Source organism: Achromobacter sp. Root83, assembly GCF_001428845.1.
Classification (GTDB): Bacteria; Pseudomonadota; Gammaproteobacteria; order Burkholderiales; family Burkholderiaceae_B; genus Achromobacter.
Genome location: NZ_LMIU01000012.1, coordinates 587674 through 609379 on the forward strand (window position 1 = coordinate 587674; position 21706 = coordinate 609379).

23 protein-coding genes and 1 tRNA gene are annotated in these 21706 nt (G+C 65.2%); 11 read left to right on the plus strand and 13 right to left on the minus strand.

Annotated features, from left to right (window positions below; translation table 11 throughout):
- Positions 1–14: 14 nt before the first annotated feature.
- Positions 15–473 (plus strand): cytochrome c, encoded by a 459-nt coding sequence (locus ASE30_RS15090; RefSeq protein ID WP_057285093.1) that lies wholly within the window; start codon positions 15–17, stop codon positions 471–473.
- A gap of 72 nt (positions 474–545) precedes the next feature.
- Here the strand turns inward: ASE30_RS15090 and ASE30_RS15095 are convergent, their stop codons facing one another.
- The 3 genes from ASE30_RS15095 to ASE30_RS15105 all read right to left on the minus strand — a co-directional run bounded on the left by ASE30_RS15095 (position 546) and on the right by ASE30_RS15105 (position 2658).
- Positions 546–1238: a cytochrome b/b6 domain-containing protein gene (locus ASE30_RS15095; RefSeq protein WP_057285094.1), complete on the minus strand. Its 693-nt coding sequence runs from the start codon at positions 1236–1238 to the stop codon at positions 546–548.
- 89 nt (positions 1239–1327) lie between these two features.
- Positions 1328–1609, minus strand: coding sequence for a hypothetical protein (locus ASE30_RS15100; protein ID WP_057285095.1), 282 nt, complete (start codon positions 1607–1609; stop codon positions 1328–1330).
- Between the two features lie 689 nt (positions 1610–2298).
- Entirely contained in the window at positions 2299–2658 is a 360-nt protein-coding gene (locus ASE30_RS15105) for a hypothetical protein (RefSeq protein WP_057285096.1), read from the minus strand.
- Between the two features lie 259 nt (positions 2659–2917).
- Here ASE30_RS15105 and ASE30_RS15110 point away from each other — a divergent pair, with 259 nt between their 5' ends.
- The 4 genes from ASE30_RS15110 to ASE30_RS15125 all read left to right on the plus strand — a co-directional run bounded on the left by ASE30_RS15110 (position 2918) and on the right by ASE30_RS15125 (position 6959).
- Positions 2918–3631 (plus strand): DUF3053 family protein, encoded by a 714-nt coding sequence (locus ASE30_RS15110; RefSeq protein WP_057285210.1) that lies wholly within the window; start codon positions 2918–2920, stop codon positions 3629–3631.
- 91 nt (positions 3632–3722) lie between these two features.
- A complete protein-coding gene (locus ASE30_RS15115; protein ID WP_057285097.1) occupies positions 3723–4814 on the plus strand; it encodes an AI-2E family transporter in 1092 nt (363 codons plus the stop codon).
- A gap of 135 nt (positions 4815–4949) precedes the next feature.
- Positions 4950–5171: a hypothetical protein gene (locus tag ASE30_RS15120; protein WP_057285098.1), complete on the plus strand. Its 222-nt coding sequence runs from the start codon at positions 4950–4952 to the stop codon at positions 5169–5171.
- A 213-nt stretch (positions 5172–5384) separates the two neighbouring features.
- Positions 5385–6959: a sensor domain-containing diguanylate cyclase gene (locus tag ASE30_RS15125; protein ID WP_057285211.1), complete on the plus strand. Its 1575-nt coding sequence runs from the start codon at positions 5385–5387 to the stop codon at positions 6957–6959.
- A gap of 27 nt (positions 6960–6986) precedes the next feature.
- On the opposite strand, the gene ASE30_RS15130 is transcribed toward ASE30_RS15125, so the two are convergent.
- Entirely contained in the window at positions 6987–7229 is a 243-nt protein-coding gene (locus ASE30_RS15130; RefSeq protein ID WP_057285099.1) for a hypothetical protein, read from the minus strand.
- 162 nt (positions 7230–7391) lie between these two features.
- Here ASE30_RS15130 and yddG point away from each other — a divergent pair, with 162 nt between their 5' ends.
- Complete coding sequence (gene yddG / locus ASE30_RS15135) at positions 7392–8300, plus strand: aromatic amino acid DMT transporter YddG (protein WP_057285100.1); 909 nt, start codon at positions 7392–7394, stop codon at positions 8298–8300.
- Positions 8301–8330: 30 nt separating this feature from the next.
- On the opposite strand, the gene ASE30_RS15140 is transcribed toward yddG, so the two are convergent.
- A complete protein-coding gene (locus ASE30_RS15140) occupies positions 8331–8522 on the minus strand; it encodes a hypothetical protein (RefSeq protein WP_057285101.1) in 192 nt (63 codons plus the stop codon).
- 256 nt (positions 8523–8778) lie between these two features.
- Here ASE30_RS15140 and ASE30_RS15145 point away from each other — a divergent pair, with 256 nt between their 5' ends.
- From ASE30_RS15145 to ASE30_RS15150, 3 genes are all read left to right on the plus strand, one after another.
- On the plus strand, positions 8779–9012 hold the full coding sequence (locus ASE30_RS15145; RefSeq protein ID WP_057285102.1) for a hypothetical protein: 234 nt from the start codon (positions 8779–8781) through the stop codon (positions 9010–9012).
- Between the two features lie 138 nt (positions 9013–9150).
- Positions 9151–9342 (plus strand): hypothetical protein, encoded by a 192-nt coding sequence (locus ASE30_RS28560; protein ID WP_082601585.1) that lies wholly within the window; start codon positions 9151–9153, stop codon positions 9340–9342.
- A 187-nt stretch (positions 9343–9529) separates the two neighbouring features.
- A complete protein-coding gene (locus tag ASE30_RS15150) occupies positions 9530–10435 on the plus strand; it encodes a hypothetical protein (RefSeq protein WP_057285103.1) in 906 nt (301 codons plus the stop codon).
- A gap of 115 nt (positions 10436–10550) precedes the next feature.
- On the opposite strand, the gene ASE30_RS15155 is transcribed toward ASE30_RS15150, so the two are convergent.
- The 3 genes from ASE30_RS15155 to egtD all read right to left on the minus strand — a co-directional run bounded on the left by ASE30_RS15155 (position 10551) and on the right by egtD (position 13061).
- Positions 10551–10627, minus strand: a tRNA-Met gene (locus ASE30_RS15155).
- A 103-nt stretch (positions 10628–10730) separates the two neighbouring features.
- On the minus strand, positions 10731–12047 hold the full coding sequence (gene egtB, locus ASE30_RS15160) for an ergothioneine biosynthesis protein EgtB (RefSeq protein WP_057285104.1): 1317 nt from the start codon (positions 12045–12047) through the stop codon (positions 10731–10733).
- 36 nt (positions 12048–12083) lie between these two features.
- Positions 12084–13061 carry an L-histidine N(alpha)-methyltransferase gene (gene egtD / locus ASE30_RS15165; protein ID WP_057285105.1) on the minus strand — a complete coding sequence of 326 codons (978 nt, stop codon included), beginning with the start codon at positions 13059–13061 and terminating at the stop codon, positions 12084–12086.
- A 363-nt stretch (positions 13062–13424) separates the two neighbouring features.
- Here egtD and ASE30_RS15170 point away from each other — a divergent pair, with 363 nt between their 5' ends.
- Together ASE30_RS15170 and ASE30_RS15175 are read left to right on the plus strand one after the other, a co-directional pair.
- Positions 13425–13760, plus strand: a complete 336-nt coding sequence (locus ASE30_RS15170) for a YqjD family protein (RefSeq protein WP_057285106.1) — start codon at positions 13425–13427, stop codon at positions 13758–13760.
- A 78-nt stretch (positions 13761–13838) separates the two neighbouring features.
- Positions 13839–15263: a phosphatidylserine/phosphatidylglycerophosphate/cardiolipin synthase family protein gene (locus ASE30_RS15175; RefSeq protein ID WP_235515271.1), complete on the plus strand. Its 1425-nt coding sequence runs from the start codon at positions 13839–13841 to the stop codon at positions 15261–15263.
- Positions 15264–15279: 16 nt separating this feature from the next.
- Here the strand turns inward: ASE30_RS15175 and ASE30_RS15180 are convergent, their stop codons facing one another.
- The 5 genes from ASE30_RS15180 to ASE30_RS15200 all read right to left on the minus strand — a co-directional run bounded on the left by ASE30_RS15180 (position 15280) and on the right by ASE30_RS15200 (position 21641).
- Positions 15280–16944, minus strand: coding sequence for an FMN-binding glutamate synthase family protein (locus ASE30_RS15180; protein WP_057285108.1), 1665 nt, complete (start codon positions 16942–16944; stop codon positions 15280–15282).
- Between the two features lie 185 nt (positions 16945–17129).
- Positions 17130–18353 carry a YeeE/YedE family protein gene (locus ASE30_RS15185; protein WP_057285109.1) on the minus strand — a complete coding sequence of 408 codons (1224 nt, stop codon included), beginning with the start codon at positions 18351–18353 and terminating at the stop codon, positions 17130–17132.
- Between the two features lie 125 nt (positions 18354–18478).
- Entirely contained in the window at positions 18479–19759 is a 1281-nt protein-coding gene (locus ASE30_RS15190) for an arsenic transporter (RefSeq protein ID WP_057285110.1), read from the minus strand.
- 9 nt (positions 19760–19768) lie between these two features.
- Positions 19769–20713, minus strand: a complete 945-nt coding sequence (locus tag ASE30_RS15195) for an AEC family transporter (RefSeq protein WP_057285111.1) — start codon at positions 20711–20713, stop codon at positions 19769–19771.
- Between the two features lie 34 nt (positions 20714–20747).
- Positions 20748–21641 (minus strand): DMT family transporter, encoded by an 894-nt coding sequence (locus ASE30_RS15200; protein WP_057285112.1) that lies wholly within the window; start codon positions 21639–21641, stop codon positions 20748–20750.
- Positions 21642–21706 lie beyond the last annotated feature (65 nt).

Sequence of the window (21706 nt, forward strand, 5' to 3'; positions counted from 1 at the left end):
TACGGGAGAATGCAATGAAGAAGTTGTCCACGCTCGTCGCGCTGGCCTGTATGACGGTGGGTCCGTTGCTGGCGACGTCCGCCTCCGCGCAGTTCGCCAAGCCCGAGGACGCGGTCAAGTACCGCCAATCGGCGCTGTCGCTGATGGGTTCGCATTTTGGGCGCATGGCGCCGGTGGTCAAGGGGCAGGCGCCTTATGATCCCGCGCAGATCAAAGCCAATGTCGACGTCTTGAAGACGCTGTCGGCATTGCCGTGGACGGCTTTCGGCCCTGGCACGGAAGGCGGCGACGCCCGTCCGGAAATCTGGAGCGACGCCGCCGGCTTCAAGCAGAAGCAGCAGGCGTTTCAGGACAACATCGTCAAGCTGTCGGCCGCCGCCGACGCCGGCGATCTGGACAAGCTGCGCGCGGCCTTTGGTGATGTGGGCGCAAGCTGCAAGGCCTGTCACGACGCCTACCGCAAGAAGAAGTAAGTCCCGGGGCCGTCCGCGGACGGCGCCAGTGCGAAAAAAAGCCCGCTTGGCGGGCTTTTTCTTTTGGTGCGCTCAGGAGAAAGACATGTCCGACATGACTTCCAGGGATCGTATCCACAGCACCAGGCCGGTCACGCATGCGCCCAGCAGCAGGGCGCGCAGCCAGATCGCCAGGCCGTCCTGCGTGGGCGGCGTGCCGGGAGGGATGTCTTTGGCATCGACATTGCCGGTGATGATGGCGCGGACCAGGCGCTTGCGGCGCACCACCGCGTACCAGGCCACCGCCGCCAGATGCAAGGCGATCAGGCCGATAATGACCCATTCATTGAGCTTGTGCCAGGAAGTCATGGCGCTGGCGGTGGCTTCGTTGACATGCCCGAACAGCGGGCCCTGCGTCATGATGTCGTCGGTGGCGAACAAGCCGCTGACCGCCTGAAACCCCACCACCAGCAGCAAGGCCAGGACCGACAGCGCGCCAAGCGGATTGTGGCCGGCGGGAGGGGCCGCGCCCTTGAGGTACCTGGCCACCGCCGCGGGGCCGCGCACGAAGTGCGCGAAGCGGGCGTAGCGCGGGCCGAAAAAGCCCCACAGCAGGCGAAAGAGGATCAGGCCCAGCGCCGTACAGCCGAAGCGCACATGCCAATCCATGTACAGCCCGCCGAGTTTCACGCTGACGAACGCGCCCACGATGCAGACGACGAGCGTCCAATGGAATGCGCGGGTTGGAAGGTCCCAGATGCGGACCGCGAGACGGCTGTTTTGCATGTTGATGTCGCCAGGGCAGGGTATGCCGGGACTTTATCACGCACAAAATGAAAACCGCCGCGTTGGAAACGCGGCGGATTTGAGCTAGCTCAGCGTGCGCCGCGGCGCACGGGTTCGATGCGATGCACGTGCTCGTGGCGGAAGCGGATGCGCTGGCCGGGAGCCTTTTGCGCGGGCGCGCCGCAGGGCACGACTTCGGTCGTGTAGGTGGTCGTGCCGTTGATGGGCGCGTTGAAAATCACCGTTGCGCGGATTTCCGGGCCATTGGCCGGCTTCAGGTAAACGATATCGCCGATGTGGATCGGCATATTGTCCAGCTTGGTGTGAGCGGGACGGCGGATCAGATCCGAGGTAGTGAAACGAGTATTCATGGTGTGTGATCTCTTAAGTTCTAGTTATTTGAAAAGCTGCGTCTGCCATGTCGCGCAGGATCGGGGCGTCATCAACGCCGCGCATCCTTGCCGCTTGCCTGGTCCAGCCGGGTTCAATTGGACAGGAGCTTCATGACACTAACGCATTGCTGCTGCCGGCCCTTTGCGCATTCTCATGTTTGTGCGCGCACGGGGAACGGCGCGATGCCATCAATCAGTCCGAGTTGGCATCGGTTCAGGCCGTTCGGCATGCGCATGCAAGACTTGTTCTTGTGTATGCGTGCGCTCTCGCGGCCTGAGAGTTGGCTCAGAGCGGGAGGCTCTGGCGGTTGCGGCGTTTTGCCGCAGGATATGTGTGGTTGCTTCTAGCCAAGCCGGACTGCCGGTTCGGTGAAGGCGCTTATTCCAGATCGGGCCCCGGGATTGCGTTTTTCGCGTTGTACTTCGCAATTCCGAAGGGGCTTTCGGGTGGCCTGGTGGTGTAAATGCGGGTCGCGGGTGCGAATTGCAGTGGCGGGTCGCGTTACGGTCAGGCGCTGGGATACTGCGGGGGTACTGCTGGGGTACTGTACTACTTGCTATCCTGGCGCGAGGCGCTCGCGGATATCAACCAACGATATTATCGCTAGTTGACAAGGTTGGCAAGTCTTTTTTGGCCAGGGGGGCCAGGCGAGGCCCTGCCGGCCTGGTCAGTGCGCGGCGGGCCGGGCCTGGCGCTGGGCTTCGATGATCAAGCCCTCGAGCCGAGGCGACATCCGCAGCGCCACCTGGGCGCCGCTCGTGCCGTCCGCCTGGGCGACGGTTTCCAGCGCGAGTTCGATGGCTTCGTCGTTGAAGGCGCCCGGCGCTGCCTGGATATCCACGTAGCGGCTCAGCAGCGCGTCGACCGCCTTTTGCGCGTCGGCCAGGGCTTCATCCGACAATTGGCCGTTGCCCAGATACTGATTCACGACCCGGGCCAGGTCATCCATGAAAAACAGCAATGCCGCGGCCCCGCGGCACTCGGGATGGTTGAAGCCCCAGGAATGGGACGAAGCGTTCTGAGTCATGTCGTGAGGCCAAGCCAATGTTGCGAACGGCCGCCAGCGGCCGAAACGCGTATTTTAGAGGATGCGCGGACGGCCCGTGGTGTCCGGGTGCTGGCATACTTCGCGCCATGGCCCACCGCCCTGTGTCAACTCGCTTCGATGGCAACAAAATCCGCCCGCCGGCGGATGCGGGACGGTGCTACCGGATAATTTGCCGGAAGGCGCCCGCCCTCCGGGGCGGGTTCTGATTTTCATGAATCTGCATGCGAGGAGGATGTGCATGATCTTGTTTCGCGCGTGCGTGGCGGGCTTGGCGATGGCCTCCATGCTGCTTCTGTCGGCCTGCGTCAATAAAGAGCCTCAGGAGCGCGTCGCGTTCATACAGTTGCTCCAAGCCCGGATAAACGGCGCCACGCTGGTGCCCATTGGCGCGCTCAGCAAGGCCGAGAAAGAGGCCGTGGGCGGCTACGCCGACGCCTATGAGGTAATCACCGATTTTCAGGATGCCCTGACCGAGGCCGCCCAGCCGCTACGGGAGGTGCTGGCCGTGGAAACCATCCGCTCCGTCGCCGACATCGTGGAGCGCAGGGACAGCTTCGAAGCCGCGCGCAAGACCCTGGCCCAGAGCGCGTCGAAACTTCAGAGTGCCCGCGCCAAAGCGGACAAGGCCCGGGCCGCGCTGGCGCTGCCCGCCGATCTGGCGCCTGTCTATGACGGCGTCTATGACGAGGCGGTGAGCGCGCCCGCGGCGGAAATGATGGATGCGGCGTCAAAAATGGACTCGGCCGCCCGCGATGCCCTGGGGGTGGCGGACTTTGTCGCGGACCATGCCGAAGAGGTTCTGCTGGTGGAAGGTCAGGCTCGCGTGGCGACGCCCACCCTCCAGCAGGAATTGAATCTGCGGCTGCAGGGCTTGAACGCGCAATCCGAGGGGCTTGAGCAGGCCCGCGCCATCCTGCTGGAGGCGGCGGGCCGCGCCTCGCCCGCGCCCTAGTGTTCCGGGACGCGCGCGGGTCGCCGAGCGCCGTCCGGCCGCGCTTTGTACAATGCGGCTCTCGCGGCGTGCGCCGCGCCTTGGACGGAATATGAGCCAATCTTCCAGCGTGCACTACAGAACCTTTCTGCTCCTGCTCGTGGTGGTCACCATCGCGTTCGGCTGGTTATTGTGGCCTTTCTATGGCGCCGTTTTCTGGGGCACCATCCTTGCCATCCTTTTTGCTCCCTTGCAGCGCCGTCTGGTCGCGCGGATTGGGGGGCGGCGCAATCTCGCCGCGCTGATCACCTTGCTGCTGGTGTTGCTGCTGGTGATCCTGCCCTTGGTCGTCATCAGCGGGTCGCTGGTGCGGGAAGGGGCGAACCTCTATCAGAGCATCAAGTCAGGGCAGATCAATTTCGGCGCCTATTTCCAACAGGCCATGGCGGCGCTGCCGTCATCCGTGCACGACATGCTGGCGCGCTTTGATCTGGCGGACATTCCCAGCTTGCAGGAAAAGCTCACCGCGGGCGCGATGCAGGCCAGCCAGTTCCTGGCCACGCAGGCCCTGAGCATCGGACAGGACACGTTCCAGTTCGTGATCGGCTTTGGCATCATGCTCTACCTGCTGTTTTTCCTGTTGCGGGACGGGCCGCAGCTCTCGGCTCGCCTGAAGCGCGCGGTGCCCCTGAGCGACATGCACAAGCAGCATCTGTTCCGCAAGTTCACCACCGTGGTGCGCGCCACCGTCAAGGGCAACGTCGCGGTGGCGGCGGCGCAGGGCTTGCTGGGTGGCATCATCTTTTCGATCCTGTCGATCCAGGGCGCGCTGCTTTGGGGCGTGGTCATGGGTTTTCTGTCGCTGCTGCCCGCAATCGGCGCCGGTCTGATCTGGGCGCCGGTGGCGATCTACTTCCTGCTGACGGGGGCCACGATCAAGGGGGTTGCGCTGATCGCTTTCGGGGTGCTGGTCATCGGCATGGTCGACAACGTGCTGCGCCCCATCCTGGTGGGCAAGGACACCAAGATGCCGGACTACGTGGTGCTGATCTCCACGTTGGGCGGCATGGCCTTGTTCGGTTTGAACGGGTTCGTGATCGGCCCGCTTGTCGCCGCCTTGTTCATGGCAAGCTGGGATCTGTTCTCGCCTTCGTCCGGGATGCCAGCCCCCCAGGTCGAAGACACCCCGTCCGAAGGCAAGTAGCGATATAGATGCGGATGGGCGCACGCCAACGAGTGTCCGTCCGTCCGCTGCTGGACGGGTGTATGGTGTAGCAGCGTCGGCCCTTTCGGGGGGCGGCCTTTCGTGTCAACTTCGCCACTCAGGAGCGTGTTGCATATGGAATGGAAACTGCATCGATCGGGCTGGATCGAAGAGCGCAATTTCGACATCGAGTTCGCCGAGACCCCCGAGGGATATCACTCCCGTGTAAGGGTCTTCGGATTTCCGGTTCTTGAAGACACCAAGCATGTGTTTCCGAACGAGGCCTTGGCGGAGAAAGGGGCGTTAACCTTGCTCAGGAGCCAGTTCACGGGCACGCCAGACCTCGAAGACCGGTAGCGACAAAGGGCGGGCTGGATTCATCCAGCCGCCTTTCCTGCGTCATTGCAGGCGCGGTCTGCGGTGGCCGATAAGCAGGTCGCATCGAACCGTTTGGGAGTAAATTGGGCCAGGCCGCAGACCATGAAGGACGTATCGGGAGGTACATGAGGCCAGGGCTGCTGTTTCGGTGGGATGTCCGCGCTGCGCGGACTGCGTTGGAGGCGCCGCGCCATGGCTGACGGCGACGGCCTCGCTGGCGCGCGTCCGCGGCGCCAGCAGCGGTATTCCATGCGAACCGGCCTGCTGGCCTTGGTCTTCGCCTGCATAACGCCCGCGTTGATCGTGGCGTCCGCGGCTGTGCACCAAAGCTTCGTCATCCAGAAAGAACGGATTTTTCGCGACACGATTTTCCTGGCGCGCAATCTCACCGCCATTCTCGACCGTGAACTGACCGGCGTCGAAGCCGGTTTGCAGATGCTGGCCACGTCCCCCGACCTGATCGGCGGAGACCTGGCCGGTTTTCATCAGCGGGCGCGCGAATCGGTGAGATTCCAGATCGTGGACAGCTATGTCTTGCTCAGCAAGGATGGACGCCAGCTCATCAATACGCAGGTGCCGTATGGCACCGCGTTGCCGGCCAGTAGCGCGCCGGAGGAATTGATTCGCGTTTTTCAATCGCGCATGCCCGTGCTCACCGGCCTGTTCTCGGACGGCGCCGGGCGCGATCCCTCGATCGCCCTCGGAGTGCCCGTGCTGCGGGGCGACGAGGTGGTCTACAGCCTGAATGTGGGGCTGTCGCCCGAGCGGATCGGCAGCGTGCTGGGCCGGCGCGCGCTGCCAGAGGGCTGGGTGGCGGCCGTGCTGGACGGCTCCGGCACCATCGTTGCCCGCACGCGGGACACCTCGCGATTCGTGGGGCAAAAGGCGGTGCCCGCGTTGGCGCGCGCCGTACAGCAGGAAGGCGAGGGATCGCTGGAAACCGTTACCAAGGAAGGAACGCCCGTCTACACGGCGTTCAGCCGCTCGGCGCTGTCCGGCTGGACGGTCGCCGCCGGCGCCCCGATGACACTGTTGACCTCGGATCTTTACCGCTCCATTGCCTGGATCGGCCTGGGCACGCTGATCGCTTTCGGGTTGGGCCTGTGGCTGGCCCTGAAGCTGGCGAGCCGGCTGACCTCGGCCGTGCAGGGGCTGGTGGCGCCAGCGCTGGCGCTGGGCGAGGGGCGCACGGTTGAGCTGCCGGCCACGCGGATCAAGGAAGCCCAGGAGGTGGGGGCCGCCATGCTGCAGGCTTCGCGCATGCTGGCGCGCGCGCAACACCTGGCGCACTACGATCCGCTGACGGGGCTGTGCAACCGGGTGCTGTTCGGCGAACTCGTGCTGCGGGAACTGGCCGTGGCGCAGCGTAGCGGCGATGAATTCTCGATCCTGGCGATCGACCTGGATGGCTTCAAGGCGGTCAATGACATGCACGGCCATGCCGCGGGCGATACGGTGCTGAAAGAGGCCGCCGAGCGGATGGCGAGAGCTATCCGGCTGTCCGACGTGGCCGCGAGGCTGGGCGGCGACGAATTCGCGGTGCTCTTGATGGGCGCCAATCGAGAAAATGCGAAGCAGGTCGCCGAAGCCCTGGTGGAAAGCCTGTCGCTGCCATATCCCAATGTCCGCGTCGCCGTGTCGGCAAGCGTGGGCATCGCGGTCTTTCCGCAATCCGGCACCACCATGCTGCAATTGCTCGAGCGCGCCGATGTGGCGCTGTACAAGGCCAAGGGGCAGGGCAAGCGGAGAGTGGCGCTGGATCAGTGAACCCGCCGCTTGCTGTGGAACCCGCCTTCAGGTTTCCTGGGAGGGCGGGGTCAAGGCCGTCAGGATCTCGCCCGATTTCAGCCGGTAGCGCTTGTCGCCCAGTGCCATCACGTGTTCTCCATCCGTGGTCCTGAGTATGTAGCGGGTGTCGATGGGCGGGGGGGCGGCGCGGCGCGGATCATCCGCTTGCAAGAACACCTCTATCCGATAGAGCCGGCCCGACTCCGTGCTGGCCAGCACGTCGCTCAATCTGCGTATTGAAATGGCCATTCGGCTTTTTCTCCCTCTTTCGTCGTGGTGGGTCTGTTGCCGGCATAGATCCCCATCTGCCGGCGAGTCAGTACAGCTTGTTCGGTTTTCGCTAAACTTCCCGCCTTGGCGCCGGGCCTGCCCAGGTCATTCGGCGCGGTCAGCGGGCAATCGGAATCGGCAATGCACTTCACTCCCGGCCGCAGAGCGGCCACCCTGTCAGGTTTGCTGGCGATATTGTTGTGGGGCACCGTTGTCGGCTTGATCCGCGGCGTCAGCGAGGATTTCGGTCCCATTGGCGGCGCGGCGCTGATCTATACGGTGGGGTCGATACTCCTGGTGCTGTTGCTGGGATTTCCCAAGCTGCGCAGTTTTCCCCGTTCATACCTGCTCGTGGGCAGCATTTTGTTTGTCGCCTATGAGATATGCCTGTCGCTGTCGCTGGGCTTCGCCGCCAATCGGGGGCAGGCCATCGAGTTAGGGATCATCAATTACCTGTGGCCTTGTTTCACGGTGATTCTCGCCATGCTCATCAACGGCCAGCGCGCGGGCGTGTTGGTGGTGCCGGGCATCTTGTTGTCGGTTTGCGGCATCGTGTGGGTGGTGGGCGGGTCGGGCGGCCTTTCCCTGGAACGCACGGCGTCCAACATCTTGAGCAATCCTCTCAGTTATGGGCTGGCATTCAGCGGCGCCATCATCTGGGCCGTGTATTGCAACGTGACGAAGCGCTTTGCCGACGGCAAGAATGGTGTGGCGCTGTTTTTCATGCTCACCGCCGCCGTTTTATGGGCCAAGTACCTCTTGAGCGCGGAGCCCCCGCTTGCCTTTACCGCAAGCGCCACGATCGAGTTGTGCGTGACCGGCAGCGCCATGGCGGCCGGCTATGCATTCTGGAACGTGGGAATCCTGCGGGGCAACCTGACTCTGCTGGCGACCGCCTCCTATTTCACGCCCGTGTTTTCCGCCGTCTTCGCCGCGGTATGGCTGTCCACCCCGCTGACGACGTCGTTCTGGCAGGGAGTAGCCATGGTCACCGCCGGTTCATTGTTGTGTTGGGCGGCGACGCGCGGCAGACCGGCCAAACACGCATAGCGTGAAGGCGCGGCGTTGAAGCGACGGGAATTACTCGATGAGCATGCTCTGGGCGACGGCGTATCCCAGCGGAATCAACAAGAGCGATGCAAAGGTGGAACTGACAATCGCCGCTGATATCTTCAGCCAGGGCTCGGGCCCCGCGCTTTGAATCGTTTGAATCACCAACGCGACGATACCCACAACCATCAAACAGCTTATAACCACTGCTACGTAAGTCATGTTGTCTCCGTCCTCGCCTGATTAAAGGGATGCGGCGCCGCTGAGCGGTCTGTATGTTTGTGTTGATTGTGCGCCTGTATTGCAGGCCTGCGCCCTAGGGTTTTCCTGGCGGGACCCGTGCTTTGTGGTGTATTTGCCGCGGGGTATGCAGCATGAATGCCATGTGCGGGCGCAGCATATTTCGAGGCGGCGCCGTGCTTGCGGTCGTCCGGTATGCGCTACGATGGCAGTATCAAAACACTGAAGAGGCCGCCCCATGTCGCAACGATTGCGTCCCGGCACGCGCGCCACCTTGCAGGTGCGGCAACTGACGCCGGGCGAGTTCGCGTGGATCATCACGCTGCTTGATCCGGAATCGGGCAATGTGCGCAGCACCAATTACTCGGATAAGCGCTACGGCAGCCTGGTTGAAGCCTCGACCGCGGGCAAGGCCGCCGTCGTGGCCTTTCTGGGGGCTGGCGATGCGCAAGGCCGGGAGGCTCCCCTGTAGGGCAAGCCCAAAAACTGATCGTCGCGCCCACTCACGAATAGCCCTCGCAAGAGGGCTTTTTTGCGTGCGGCGTCAGGCGGGAACGCGATTTGCTGACAGGGGCAAGGCGCGTTAGGCGCCGCTTGAGGAGAAGACATCATGTCCCAGCCCCCGCATCGAGAGCCCGGCACGCCGGACAGCCTGCCGTCCGACGATCCCGCGCTTCCCGGCAATCTACCGCCGGATGATCCTCGGCCCGATCCAAATCGCCCGGCCGACAACCCCGACGCGCTCGATCCCACCCCGCCCGCGCCGGATCCTCGATCCCCGGGCACGATAGACCTGGCGTAAGCGGTTTCATTGCCCGTCAGGCAACAAAGACATCCAAGGAGGTTTTTATGCGTTCCATTCTGCTGTGGCTGCTGGGCGTGCCCATCCCGATCATCATTCTGCTGGCGTTGTTCTGGCACTGACGCACGCCGTTTCCCACTTCGGAGCCGCTCTTGCGGCCACGAAACACAATGAACAAGGATTGACCATGGAAAACGCATCTTCATTGAGCCAGCCCTACGCGGTTCCTCCCCGTGAGTCCGCGATTTCCGCCGTCTCATGGGCGGCGGTCTTCGCCGGTGCGGTGATTGCCGCCGCGCTGTCTCTGGCGCTGTTCGCCGGCGGCACCGGCCTGGGCTTTCTGTCTGTCTCGCCTTGGGGCGACGAAGGCATGTCCGCCCCGGCGGTTGGTATCGGCATCATCGTCTGGATGCTGTTCACCCAGATCGTCGCCTATGGCATTGGCGGCTACGTGGCCGGCCGGCTGCGGACGAAATGGGTGGATGTGCATTCCGATGAAATCTACTTCCGCGACACGGCGCACGGTTTTCTGGTGTGGGCCTTGAGCGCCGTGGTCAGCGCGGCCCTGCTGGGTTCGGCGCTTGCGTCTCTGGCCTCGGGCGCGGCTAAGGCAGGCGCATCCGTCGCGGCGGGGGCCGGCACGGCCGTGACGGCCACCGCGGCGGCGGGCGCAAGCGGGGGTGGCATGGAGCGGGCGACCGACTATTTCACCGATACCCTGCTGCGCGCGGAGCGCCCCGAAGCGGGAGGTGACCGCGACGCGGCGCGAGGCGAGGTGGGCCGGATCGTGGCCATGAGTCTGACGCGCGGCGACATGACGCCGGAGGACCGTGATTACGTCGTGAAGGTGGTCGCCGCTCAAACGGGTCTGGAGCCCGCCGTGGCGCAACGCCGCGTCGAGCAGGCGATCCAGAATGCCAAGAAGGCTGCCGAGGACGCCAAGCAAAAAGCCAAGGAAGCGGCCGACACGGCAAGAAAGGCCGCGGCTGCGTTCGCCTTGTGGGGCTTCGCCTCGATGCTCATTGGTGCGTTCGTGGCAAGCCTGGCCGCAACCTGGGGCGGCAAGCGCCGCGACACGTTGCGCGGGATATAGTTGATTTTGGGGTAGGCCCCCTGCCGCCGCGAGTATCTGCGGCAGGGGGGGCTGTGGCCAGGGGACCGCGGCCCATGCAAAAGGCCCTCACCGAAGTGAGGGCCTTTTAAATTCTTGGTGGCGCATCCCTGATTCGAACAGGGGACCTGCGGATTATGATTCCGTCGCTCTAACCGGCTGAGCTAATGCGCCATCTTTTCGTCTTTCTGGCAAAGCGCTGATCAACGAAGAACGAAATTCTAGCATGAAATTTTTCGGATGCGCAAGCGAGCCGAAACGTGGATTTACGCCCCGTTCAAGCGTCGCGGGCGAGCCGGATGCCGGAGAACTGCCACCGCGCCTCGGGCGGGAAGAAATTGCGGTAGCTGGGACGGATATGGTCGCGCGGCGTGACGCAGGAGCCACCCCGCAGCACGAACTGATTGCACATGAATTTGCCGTTGTATTCGCCGACCGCGCCCGCGTCCGGCTGGAAGCCGGGATAGGCGTCGTAGGCGCTGGATGTCCATTCCCAGGCATCGCCGAACAGTTGCACCGGACCACCCGACCCATTGGCCGACGGGGCGGGGCGAGGATCCAGGTGCCCGTTTTCCAGCATGTTGGCGCGTTCGGAGAATGTGTCTTCCGCCAGTTGGCGGGCCGCGTGCTCCCATTCGGCTTCGCGCGGCAGGCGCACGCCGGCCCAGCGGGCATACGCATCGGCCTCGAAATAGCTGACGTGCGTGACCGGCGCCTGCGACTCCAGGTCCTGCATGCCGTGCAAGGTGAAGGCGCGCCACTGGTCTTGCTCTTCTTCCCAGTAAAGCGGCGCCCGCCACGCTTGGGCGCAAATCAGATCCCAACCCAGTGACAGCCACAGTTCGGGGCGCTTATACCCGCCGTCGCGGATGAAGGCCAGATATTCGTCCTGCGTCACCAGGCGGTCGGCCAAGTGGAACGGCGCCAGCAGCACGTCGTGGGCGGGGCCTTCATTGTCGAAACCGAACCCGTGCCCGTCGTGGCCGACTCGTGTGATGCCGCCCGCGTAGCGGGTCCAACCCGTGGGGGTGGCGGGCGGCAGGGCCGGCGAGCCCGCCGCCACGTAGGCCGGCTTGAGCGGGTTGGCCGACAGCATGTGCTTGATGTCGGTCAGGATCAGTTCCTGATGCTGCTGCTCGTGATTCAGGCCGAGTTCGAGCAAGGTATCGAAGGCCGGGTCGTTGCCGCCGAGGCGCGAGATCAACGCATGCATGGCGTCGTCGACGTGCTGGCGGTAGCGCAGCACTTCGGCGAGCGGCGGGCGCGACAGCAGCCCGCGTTGGGGGCGCGGATGCTTGGCGCCGATGGCGTTGTAGTAGGAGTTGAACAGCATCCGGTATTGCGGATGGAATGGCGGGCTGGAAGGCTCGAAGCGCGTGAGCAGGAAGGTCTCGAAAAACCAGGTGGTGTGCGCCAGATGCCATTTGACGGGGCTGCAGTCCGGCATGGATTGCACTTGGCAGTCCTCGGGACTCAGGGGCGCGGCCAGGGCCGTGCTGGTGGCGCGGACGGCGTCGTACCGGTCGTGCTGTCCCGCTTGTCCCGCGGCGTACGGCCCGATCGCGGGATGAGTCAACAGGCAAGCGGGTTCCATGGCGATCCTTCTGTGGCGGGGTGGGTGCGTTGCGCGTCAGGCGCGGGCGCTGAAAACGGAAAACCAGCCGTTCGAATCTGACCAGTGCGCGACATCGCGATAGCCCGCGCCATGGAGCAGGTCGCCGAAAGCCTGCGGGGTGAATTTGTATGAGTTTTCCGTGTGTATGCGTTCGCCGGGGCGGAACTCGCGTTTGCCGCCGGGCCAGGTCACGCGCAGCGCGCGCTGCGCTTCCAGGTGCATTTCCATGCGGGACAGGGCGCTGTTGAAAATGGCAACGTGCCGCCAGTCGCCCACATCGAAGTCGCTGTCCAGCACGGCATTGACGTGGCGAAGCAGATTCAGGTTGAACGCCGCCGTCAGGTGCAGGGCGTCGTCATAGGCGGGTTCCAGCACTTGCCTGGGCTTGACGCGGTCCACGCCCACCAGCAGCCCGCCGCCCGGGCAGGCGGCGCGTATCCGCCGCAGCATGGCGTAGGCGTCGTCGGGGCCAAGATTGCCAATACTGGAGCCGGGATAGAAGAACAGCCGCTGCTCAGCGGGGATGTCGGCGGGCAGGTCCAGGGTGCGGGAAAAGTCCTGGCCAACGGCGTGGATGCTCAAGTCGGGATACGAAAGCTTGAGCCTGCGCACGGCGGCTTGCAGGTAGTCGACCGAGATATCGACGGGCACGTAGTGGCTGGGCCGCAGGCTCGAAAAAAGCCGCTCGGCCTTCACGCAATCGCCGGCGCCAAGGTCGACCAGCGCCTGGACCGGCCCGATGTGGCGCGCGATGTCGCCGCCATGGCGTTGGAAGATCTCGGCTTCGCAGCGCGTGGGGTAATACTCGGGCAACTGGGTTATGGCGGTGAACAGCGATGAGCCCAGTGCGTCGTAGAGGAACTTTGGATCGATATGAGCTGGGGTGTCCGTCAGCCCGTCGCGCAGTTCGATCTGCTCGTCGCTGGGGCGCTGGAGTTGCCGCGCAAGGAACTCCGGCGCGACGGGGGCAAGCAGTGCGGATGGGGAAACCATGCGTTCAGTTCCTTTTTGAGGCGGTTGAAGCGCATTGCAAAGGCCTATTGTGGCGGGTGAGGGGGTTTGCGTGTCAAGCGCGTAGCCTCTGAATGCAATGGACTTTTACGAAATGGGGGAAGATCGGCGGGCCGTCCGCCGATCTGCTTTGGCGGACCGCCAACAGGGCCGGTGCTTATCCCCAGCAAGTTTCGGTCCGCTGAAATATCGGTTTACGGCTGGTTGCGAAAGCTCGGGCAGGGCCCGCCGATGACGGTCACAATGGGGCTTCGGTCGAGCGGGGCGGCGCCCCGCGGCTGACGCGATGTTGCATTGCGTCAGGCAGGCATATGCCGGGAGACCCAATAAGCATAAGGAGCGACCATGAATCGAAAGCACCAGCGCGCTGAGATGGCTTTGCATCGTGAACGGGTGAACGACAGCTTGCACGAGCTGCTTGCCGGGACCGAAGACCTTTTGCGTTCGACGGCTTCGTACACGGGCTCCGAAATCGAGGCGGCTCGCGCCCGCCTCAAGCGCCAATTGGCCGATGCGCGCGAATCCGCGGGGGAATGGGAAGGCGTTGCCCGGGAGCGCGCGCGCCGCGCAACCGCCTACGCGGACGAATACGTTCACGAAAACGCCTGGAAGTCGGTAGGGGTGGCCGCGGTGGTAGGCGCCTTGCTCGGCTGCTGCCTGGTAGCGGGAAGCCGGCGCTAAAGGCGCATCATGAGACCGCCACCGGCCTTGGGCCGGTTCGGGCCAGGCGTGGGCCCGCGGCATGGCGTGGCTGGCGCGATGCGATGGACGCGCGCGCTGCTGCTGGCCTGCGCCGCGTCCGTGCTGGCTGCCTGCGCCAGCGTTCCCGACGCACAAGAGCGCCAGGCGCGCGCCGCGCAGGCGGGCCTGTCCGCCGACGCGGCGCGCGACAGCTACCGCCGCGGCCAGGGCATCGCGGCGGATCCGCAAACACCGAAAGACGATTTTCTGGCACGCCATCTGGCGGTGGAGCAGGCGGTCAGCGGCGCGCCGCTCGTGCCCGGCAACCGGGTGTGGCTGCTCGCGGACGGCCCCAGCACCTATAAGGCCATGCTGCAGTCCATCGGGCAGGCGCGCCGGTATGTCCACATGGAAACCTATATTTTCGAGGACGACGCGGAAGGGGCGCGGTTCGCGGACGCCCTGATCGCGGCGCGCAAGCGCGGCGCCGAGGTGTCCCTGATGGTCGATGCGGTGGGCACCCTCAATACGCCCGACGCCTTGTTCGAGCGCCTGCGCGATAACGGGGTTCAGGTCGCGGTATTCAACCCGGTCAACCCGGCGCGCGCGCGGGCCGGCTGGTCGCCCAATCAGCGCAATCACCGCAAGGTGCTGGTGGTGGACGGCAAGGTCGGCTACCTGGGCGGGATCAACGTCAGCAGCGTCTACGAGTCGTCGTCCCTATCGGGTAGCGGGGGGCGGTCGGGCACTGGCTCCGGGGCGGGGTCCGGCGCGGGGAAGGCCGATGCGCAGCCCGCCGGCGACGCTAAGTCCTCACCATGGCGCGACACGCATCTGCGCATCGAGGGCCCGGCGGTGGCGCAACTCGAACAGGTCATCCAGTCGGGCTGGGAATCGCAGGCCAAGGAACCCATCAAGGGCGGCGGCACGTATGTCGCGCCGCCTGCGGGAACGACACGCGTGCGGATTCTGGCCAATCAGCCCGATCGCAGCGACGGCTATACCGTCTATCTCACGTTGATGTCCGCCTTTGAAAGCGCGCAGAAATCCATACATATCACCATGGCGTACTTCGTGCCCGATCCGGCGTTCATCGACGCGCTGACGGCCGCCGCCCGGCGTGGCGTGGATGTGGTTCTGGTGTTGCCCGGTTTCAGCGATTCATCGCTGGTGTTCAATGCCGGGCGGTCGCACTACACCGATCTGCTGCGCGCCGGCGTCAAGGTCTATGAGCGGCGCGATGCGCTGCTGCACGCCAAGACGGCGGTGGTGGACGGCGTCTGGTCTACGGTGGGCTCCAGCAACATGGACTGGCGCAGCTTTGCCTTGAATTACGAGGTCAATGCCGTGGTGCTGGGCCCCGAGTTCGCGGCCGAGATGGAAGCGCTGTTCCAGCGCGATGTGGAAGACTCCGTGCGTATCACGCCCGAGGCCTGGAAGGACCGGGGCGTGGATGACCGCTTCATGGAGATTTTCTCGCGGATGTTCGAGCGCTGGCTGTAGCGCCCGGCCAGCCGCTTCAGGCGTAGCCCGCTACGCGCGGGGCAGCGTGTTCCTGCGCCAGGGCGGTGGTGATGTCGTGGGTCGGTTGGAACGACTGGGCTTGCGCCATCGCCCAGCCCGCACGGAACACCTGGTGGCGGAATTCCCCGCGCAGCAGCTCGCCGGGGGAAAGTTCGGGGAACAGCGCGGACAGCAGACGGATTTCACTGGACGAGATGCGACGCGCGATATGGTGCGGGCGCAATTGGCCGGGGTGGGTCAGACCGGCCGCCGCCAGCAGTTCCGCCAGCGCATGCAGGGTGTTCTTATGGAAGTTGGCCACGCGCTGCGCCTTGTCGGGGACGACCAGCGCGCGCTGGCGCAAGGGATCTTGCGTGGTGACGCCCGTGGGGCATTTCCCGGTGTGGCAGGCCTGGGCCTGGATGCAGCCGATGGCGAACATGAAGCCGCGCGCAGCATTGCACCAGTCGGCGCCCATGGCCATGACACGGGCCATGTCGAAGGCGGTGATGATCTTGCCCGACGCGCCTAGCTTGATGCGATCCCGCAGGTTGACGCCGATCAGCGTGTTGTGGACCAGCCGCAGCGCTTCGCGCAACGGCGTGCCGACGTGGTCGACGAACTCCACGGGCGCGGCACCCGTGCCGCCTTCGGCGCCGTCCACGACGATGAAGTCCGGGGTAATGCCGGTCTCCAGCATGGCCTTGACGATGGCGAACCACTCCCAAGGGTGGCCGACGCAGAACTTGAAGCCGACCGGCTTGCCGCCCGAGAGCTCGCGCAGGCGCGCCACGAACTTCATCAGGCCGATAGGCGTGTCGAAGGCGGAATGGCTGGCCGGCGAGTTGCAGTCCTGCCAGGCGGCGACGCCGCGCGCTTCGGCGATCTCGGGGGTCACCTTGCCCGCGGGCAGGATGCCGCCATGACCGGGCTTGGCGCCTTGCGACAGCTTGATTTCGATCATCTTGACCTGCGGCGTACAGGCGTTCTTGACGAAAGCCTCTTCGGAGAACGCGCCCTGTTCGTCGCGGCATCCGAAATAGCCCGAGCCGATGTTCCACACCAGGCTGCCGCCCGGCTGCCGATGGTAGCGGCTGATGCCGCCTTCGCCGGTGTCGTGCGCGAAGTTGCCCTGGCGGGCGCCTTCATTCAATGCCAGGACGGCGTTGGCGGACAGCGCGCCAAAGCTCATGGCGGACACGTTGAACGCCGACATGGAATAGGGCTGCGTGCATTCCGGGCCGCCCACGGTGACCCGGAAATCCGTGTCGTTGATGTGCGATGGCGACATCGAATGGTTGATCCATTCGTAGCGGTCGCCATAGACGTCTTCCTGGGTGCCGAAGGGGCGCTTGTCGATCTCGCGCTTGGCGCGCTGGTAGACGATGGAACGCTGCGCGCGCGAGAACGGCGAGGCTTGTGTGTCGTCTTCCAGGAAGTACTGGCGGATCTCGGGGCGGATGAACTCGAAGAGAAAGCGCAGGTTGCCCAGGACCGGGTAGTTGCGCCGGATCGCATGCCGCGTCTGGATCAGGTCATAGACGCCCAGGGCGCCCAGCATCAGCAGCGGGACGGCGGCGGTCAGCCACCATAGCGAGCGTGTCGCGGCCAGCGCGCTTGTGATCGCGGCGCCCGCCAAGGTCAAGAAAAAGGCCGAGTACCGGCCAGCAATCCAGTTCATGTCCCTCTCCGTATTTCGGAATGGAGCCACCATACACCAGCCCAGCCGTCTGGCCGATGAATGAATGGATGGCGGGGTGCGCGCGCCGGGAAGGCGGCGCACGCCGGGAGCCGCGTGCCGGAGCCGGGGTGCGCCCAAAAAAAAATCCCCTGAATTTCAGGGGACCATTCTTGAGGCGCTGATACTCAGCAGCTCGAGGCGGGCGGCGTCTTTTCGACAGCCAGGCCGAACAGCGGGCGCAGGTGGACGCCCAGCGCGCTGCCAGCGAAGGCGGCCGGCAGCCACAGCCAGGCATGCAGGCTGCCCGACAGGATGCCGCTGAAATACGCGCCGATATTGCAGCCGAAGGCCAGGCGGGCGCCATAGCCCAGCAGCAGGCCGCCGATGACGGCGCCCGCCAGCGACCGGGCGGGGACCTTCCAGATGGGGGCGAACTTGCCGGCGGCGCTGGCGGCGGCCAGTGCGCCCAGCATCAAGCCGATGTCCATGACAGTCGTGACATCCTGGCGCAGCGGCGCGGCCAGCGAGGGCTGCTTGCTCCAGTAGGCCCAGGTGGCCACGTCGCCCGTCACGGCATTCAGCGCCTTGGCGCCCCACAGTGCAAAAGCGGAGGTGATGCCCCACGGGCGCCCGGCCAGCGCCAGCGTGGCGAAGTTCAATACCACCAGCGCCACGCCGCCCCAGATCAGCGGCCACGGGCCTTGCAACAGCGAGGCGGGCCGGGCGGTGCGCGAGGCGAACGAGATCACGTGGCCATGGCGACGCTTTTCCAGCGCCGTGGCGGCCCAGGCGATCAGCACGAACACCGCCAGGTTGGCGATGAGCGCAGGAGCCAGCCCCCAGGTCTTGATGAGCGAGGTGGGCGCCAGCGCGGGCAGGCTGGACCACCAGCCGAAATTGGCGGTGGCGATCACCGAGCCCACGATGAAGAACAGCAGCGTCACGACCATGCGGGTATTGCCGCCGCCGACGGCGAACAACGTGCCCGACGCGCATCCGCCGCCCAGTTGCATGCCGATGCCGAACAGGAAAGCGCCGAGCACGACGGACACGCCGGGTGGCGATACGAAGCCGCTTACGGGTTGGCCGAACAACGTGCCTGCCGCCAGGAAGGGGAAAAACAGCAGCACGCCCACGCCCAGCATGAACATCTGCGCACGCAGGCCCGCGCCACGGCGATCCGATACGAACACGCGCCAAGCCTGGGTGAAACCGAACGAGGCGTGATAAAGGGTGACGCCAAGCAAAGCGCCGATCACCCACAGCGCGCCCTGCCGCCAGCTGACGGTCTGGTTCAGGTACAGGGCACCCGCCAGCACCAGCAGCAGCGCAAGCCAGAGCGGCTTGCGGTTGATCCGGATGGGCGGCAAGGCCGAAGGCAGGGGCAGGGAGGAAGCGTTGGCGCTCATGGAAGTCTCGGGTGAATCGGGAGAGTAGCCGCGAGTCTAAAACGGCTTGTAAATTTCTCAAAACATCAAATCATGCTTCGTTAATAACTAAAAGTTATATATGGCCGACGCCGTGGCCTGCGGGCTCACTGCAAGCGCCACACCAGCGCCGCCAGTGTCAACAGCAGCACGGGCAGCGTCAGCACGATGCCCACCTTGAAGTAGTAGCCCCAGGTGATGCGCAGGCCCTTGCGCGCCAGCACATGCAGCCAGAGCAGGGTCGCCAGGCTGCCGATCGGCGTGATCTTCGGGCCCAGATCGCTGCCGATAATGTTGGCATAGATCATCGCGTCCCGCACGGGGCCGGTGGCGGTGGTTTCCGCGATGGATAGCGCGCCTATCAGCACCGTCGGCAGGTTGTTCATGACGGACGACAGAAAGGCGGTGATCAGGCCGGTGCCCATCGCCGCGCCCCACAAGCCATGTTCCGCGAAACGGTCCAGTACCTGCGCCAGATGGGCCGTCAGGCCGGCATTGCGCAGGCCATACACCACCAGGTACATGCCAAGCGAGAAGATCACGATATGCCAGGGCGCCTCGCGCATGATCCGGCGGGTGCCGACGACGTGCTGGCGCCCCGCGATCAGCAGCAGGCCGAGCGCGCCCGCGGCGGCGATGGCGCTGACCGGGATGCCCATGGGCTCCAGAATGAAAAACCCCGCCAGCAGCAGGCCAAGCACCACCCAGCCGGCGCGGAATGTGATCTTGTCGCGTATCGCCGAGGCGGGAGCCGGCAGTTGGCTCACGTCGTAGCGCGGGGGAATGCTCTTATGAAAGAACAGCAGCAGGACGGCCAGCGTGGAGCCGACGGCCACGAGGTTCACCGGCAGCATTATCGATGCGTATTCGCCGAAGCCGATGCCGAAGAAGTCCGCCGACACGATGTTTACCAGGTTGGACACGATCAGCGCGATGCTGCCGGTGTCCGCGATGAAGCCCGCGGCCATCACGAAGGCCAGCGAGGCGCCGGGGCCAAATCCCAGCGCCAGCAGCATCTCCATGACGATGGGCGTCAGGATCAGCGCCGCGCCGTCGTTGGCGAACAGCGCGGAGACGGCGGCGCCCAGCAGGACGATCAGCACGAACAGCAGCCGTCCGCGTCCTCCGCCCCAGCGCGCCACATGCAGCGCGGACCATTCGAAGAAGCCGGCTTCGTCGAGGATCAGGCTGGTGATGATGATGGCGATGAAGGTGGCGGTGGCGTTCCAGACGATGCGCCAGACATCGGCGATGTCGGCCAGGTGAACCACGCCGGTCGCCAGCGCAAGGCCCGCTCCGATCACGGCACTCCATCCGATGGACAGGCCTTTGGGTTGCCAGATGACCAGGGTGATGGTGAAGATGAAGATGGCGACGGCAAGCAGCATGGATATGAATCAGGAAAGAGGGTGTGCGCTGATCCAGGCCACCAGCAGGCTGACGGTCAGCACCGAGGCCACGGTGCTGACCAGAATGGCGCGCGAGGTCACGCGGGCATCGCGGCCATACATTTTGGCCAGCATGAAGGGGCCGGTGCCGATGGGAAGCGCGCTCATCAGCACGGCGGTCCACGCCCACAGCGGCGGCATCGGAAACACGTAGAAAGCGAGCACCGCCGTGACGGCGGGCTGCAGCAAGAGCTTGCCTGCCACCAGGCGCAAGACACCGGGGCCCGCGCTGGCGGTTTCCGTCTGCGCCAGAAACAGGCCGATGGTCACCAGCGCGCAGGGGCTGGCGGATGCGCCCAGCAAGGACACGTAGCGGTCCACGCCTTCCGGCAGGGTCAGGCCGGTGGCGGCCCAGGCCAGGCCGAGTACCGGGGCGACCAGCAGCGGATTGCGCATCAGGGCGCGTCCGACCTTGAGCAGCGTCGCGGTCAGGTTGGGCGTCTGCTGGCGGTCGAATTCGATGAGTGCGATGGCGAAGCCGAACAGCACGCTGGCGGTGAGCAGCGTGGTGAAGGTCGCGGGCGCCAGGCTTTCCGCTCCGAACAGCGCCAGGCAAAGCGGAATGCCCATATAGCCGGCGTTGGCGTACGACGCGGCGAGGCCTTCGATGCTGCGGTCGGTCAGTGCATGAGGCGCGCGCCTGGCGGGCAGAAAGGATGCCAGGAAGGTGACCGCGATGCCGCCGGCGAATGCGGCGACAAAACCCCAATGCGCCATGTGCTTCAAATCGACCTGCGTCATGGCGCGAAACAGCAGCGCGGGTAAGGACAGGTAGACCACGTAGCGGTTCAGCGCGTCGGTGGCGCCGGGGCCCAGCACGCGCCACCGGGCAGCCAGCCAGCCGGTCAGGATCAGCGCAAAGACTGGCAGGGCGGCGGTGACGACGGCATTCATGGGCGCGGGGTGGGGGGGCGGGAAGGCGCTTATTCTACTTGGGCGCACCGCTAGTCTTGCGGGTGACCAGCAGAATGCCCAAGGCCGCCAGCGCCATGCCCGGCCAGGCGAGCGCGGGGATGGGCTCGCGCAGAATCACCAGGGCGATGACTGCCGTGCACGGCGGCACCAGAAAGAATAGCGCGGACACCCGCGAGGCTTCACCGTGCCGGATCATGGTCAACAGCAGCGTGATCGCCACCAGGGAATTGCCCACCACCAGATAGGCCAGCGAACCCAGCAGGGCCCCCGTCCATTCGATATGCATCGGCTCCAGCCAGTAGGCCAGCGGCGCGGTGACGGCAAGGCCGACGGTGTACTGCACCAGATTGGAGGTGACGGGATGGGTCTGTGCGCCGAAGCGCTTTTCATACAGGGTGCCGCCGGTGATGCAAAGCAGGGCGCTGACCCCGAACAGCAGGCCCAATGGCGCCAGCACGTCGATCGAGGCCTTGGCGACGATGACGAGCGCGGCCCCCGCCACGCCCAATGCCAGGCCCGCCCAGCGCCTGGCGTCGACCTGTTCGCGCGCGATCGCCGGCGCCAGCAAACCGATCAGGATCGGTTGCAGGGACGTGATGAGCGCCAGGCCGCCGGCCGACATCCCTTGTTTGAGCGACAGATAGGTGAAGCAGAAGTAGCCTGCCTGCAACAGAAGGCCGACCACGGCCAGATGGATCCAGGCGCGGGCCCGGGCTGGCGGGGGCGGGCGCAGCACCAGCAGGAAGGGCGCCAGGATGAGCACCACGCAGGCGTAGCGCAGGGCCAGGAATGTCAGCGGATCAGCATAGGCCAACCCCACCTTGAGCACGACGAAACCGCTGGACCACAGCAGCAGGAAGAGCGCGGGAGCGGCTTTCAACCAGGCGGGGGGAGCGGCGGGCGGCATGGCGGAACATGGGCGTCGTGGGCAAGCCGCGATCGTACCCCTTTTCGTCCCTCCTTCATCCCTGC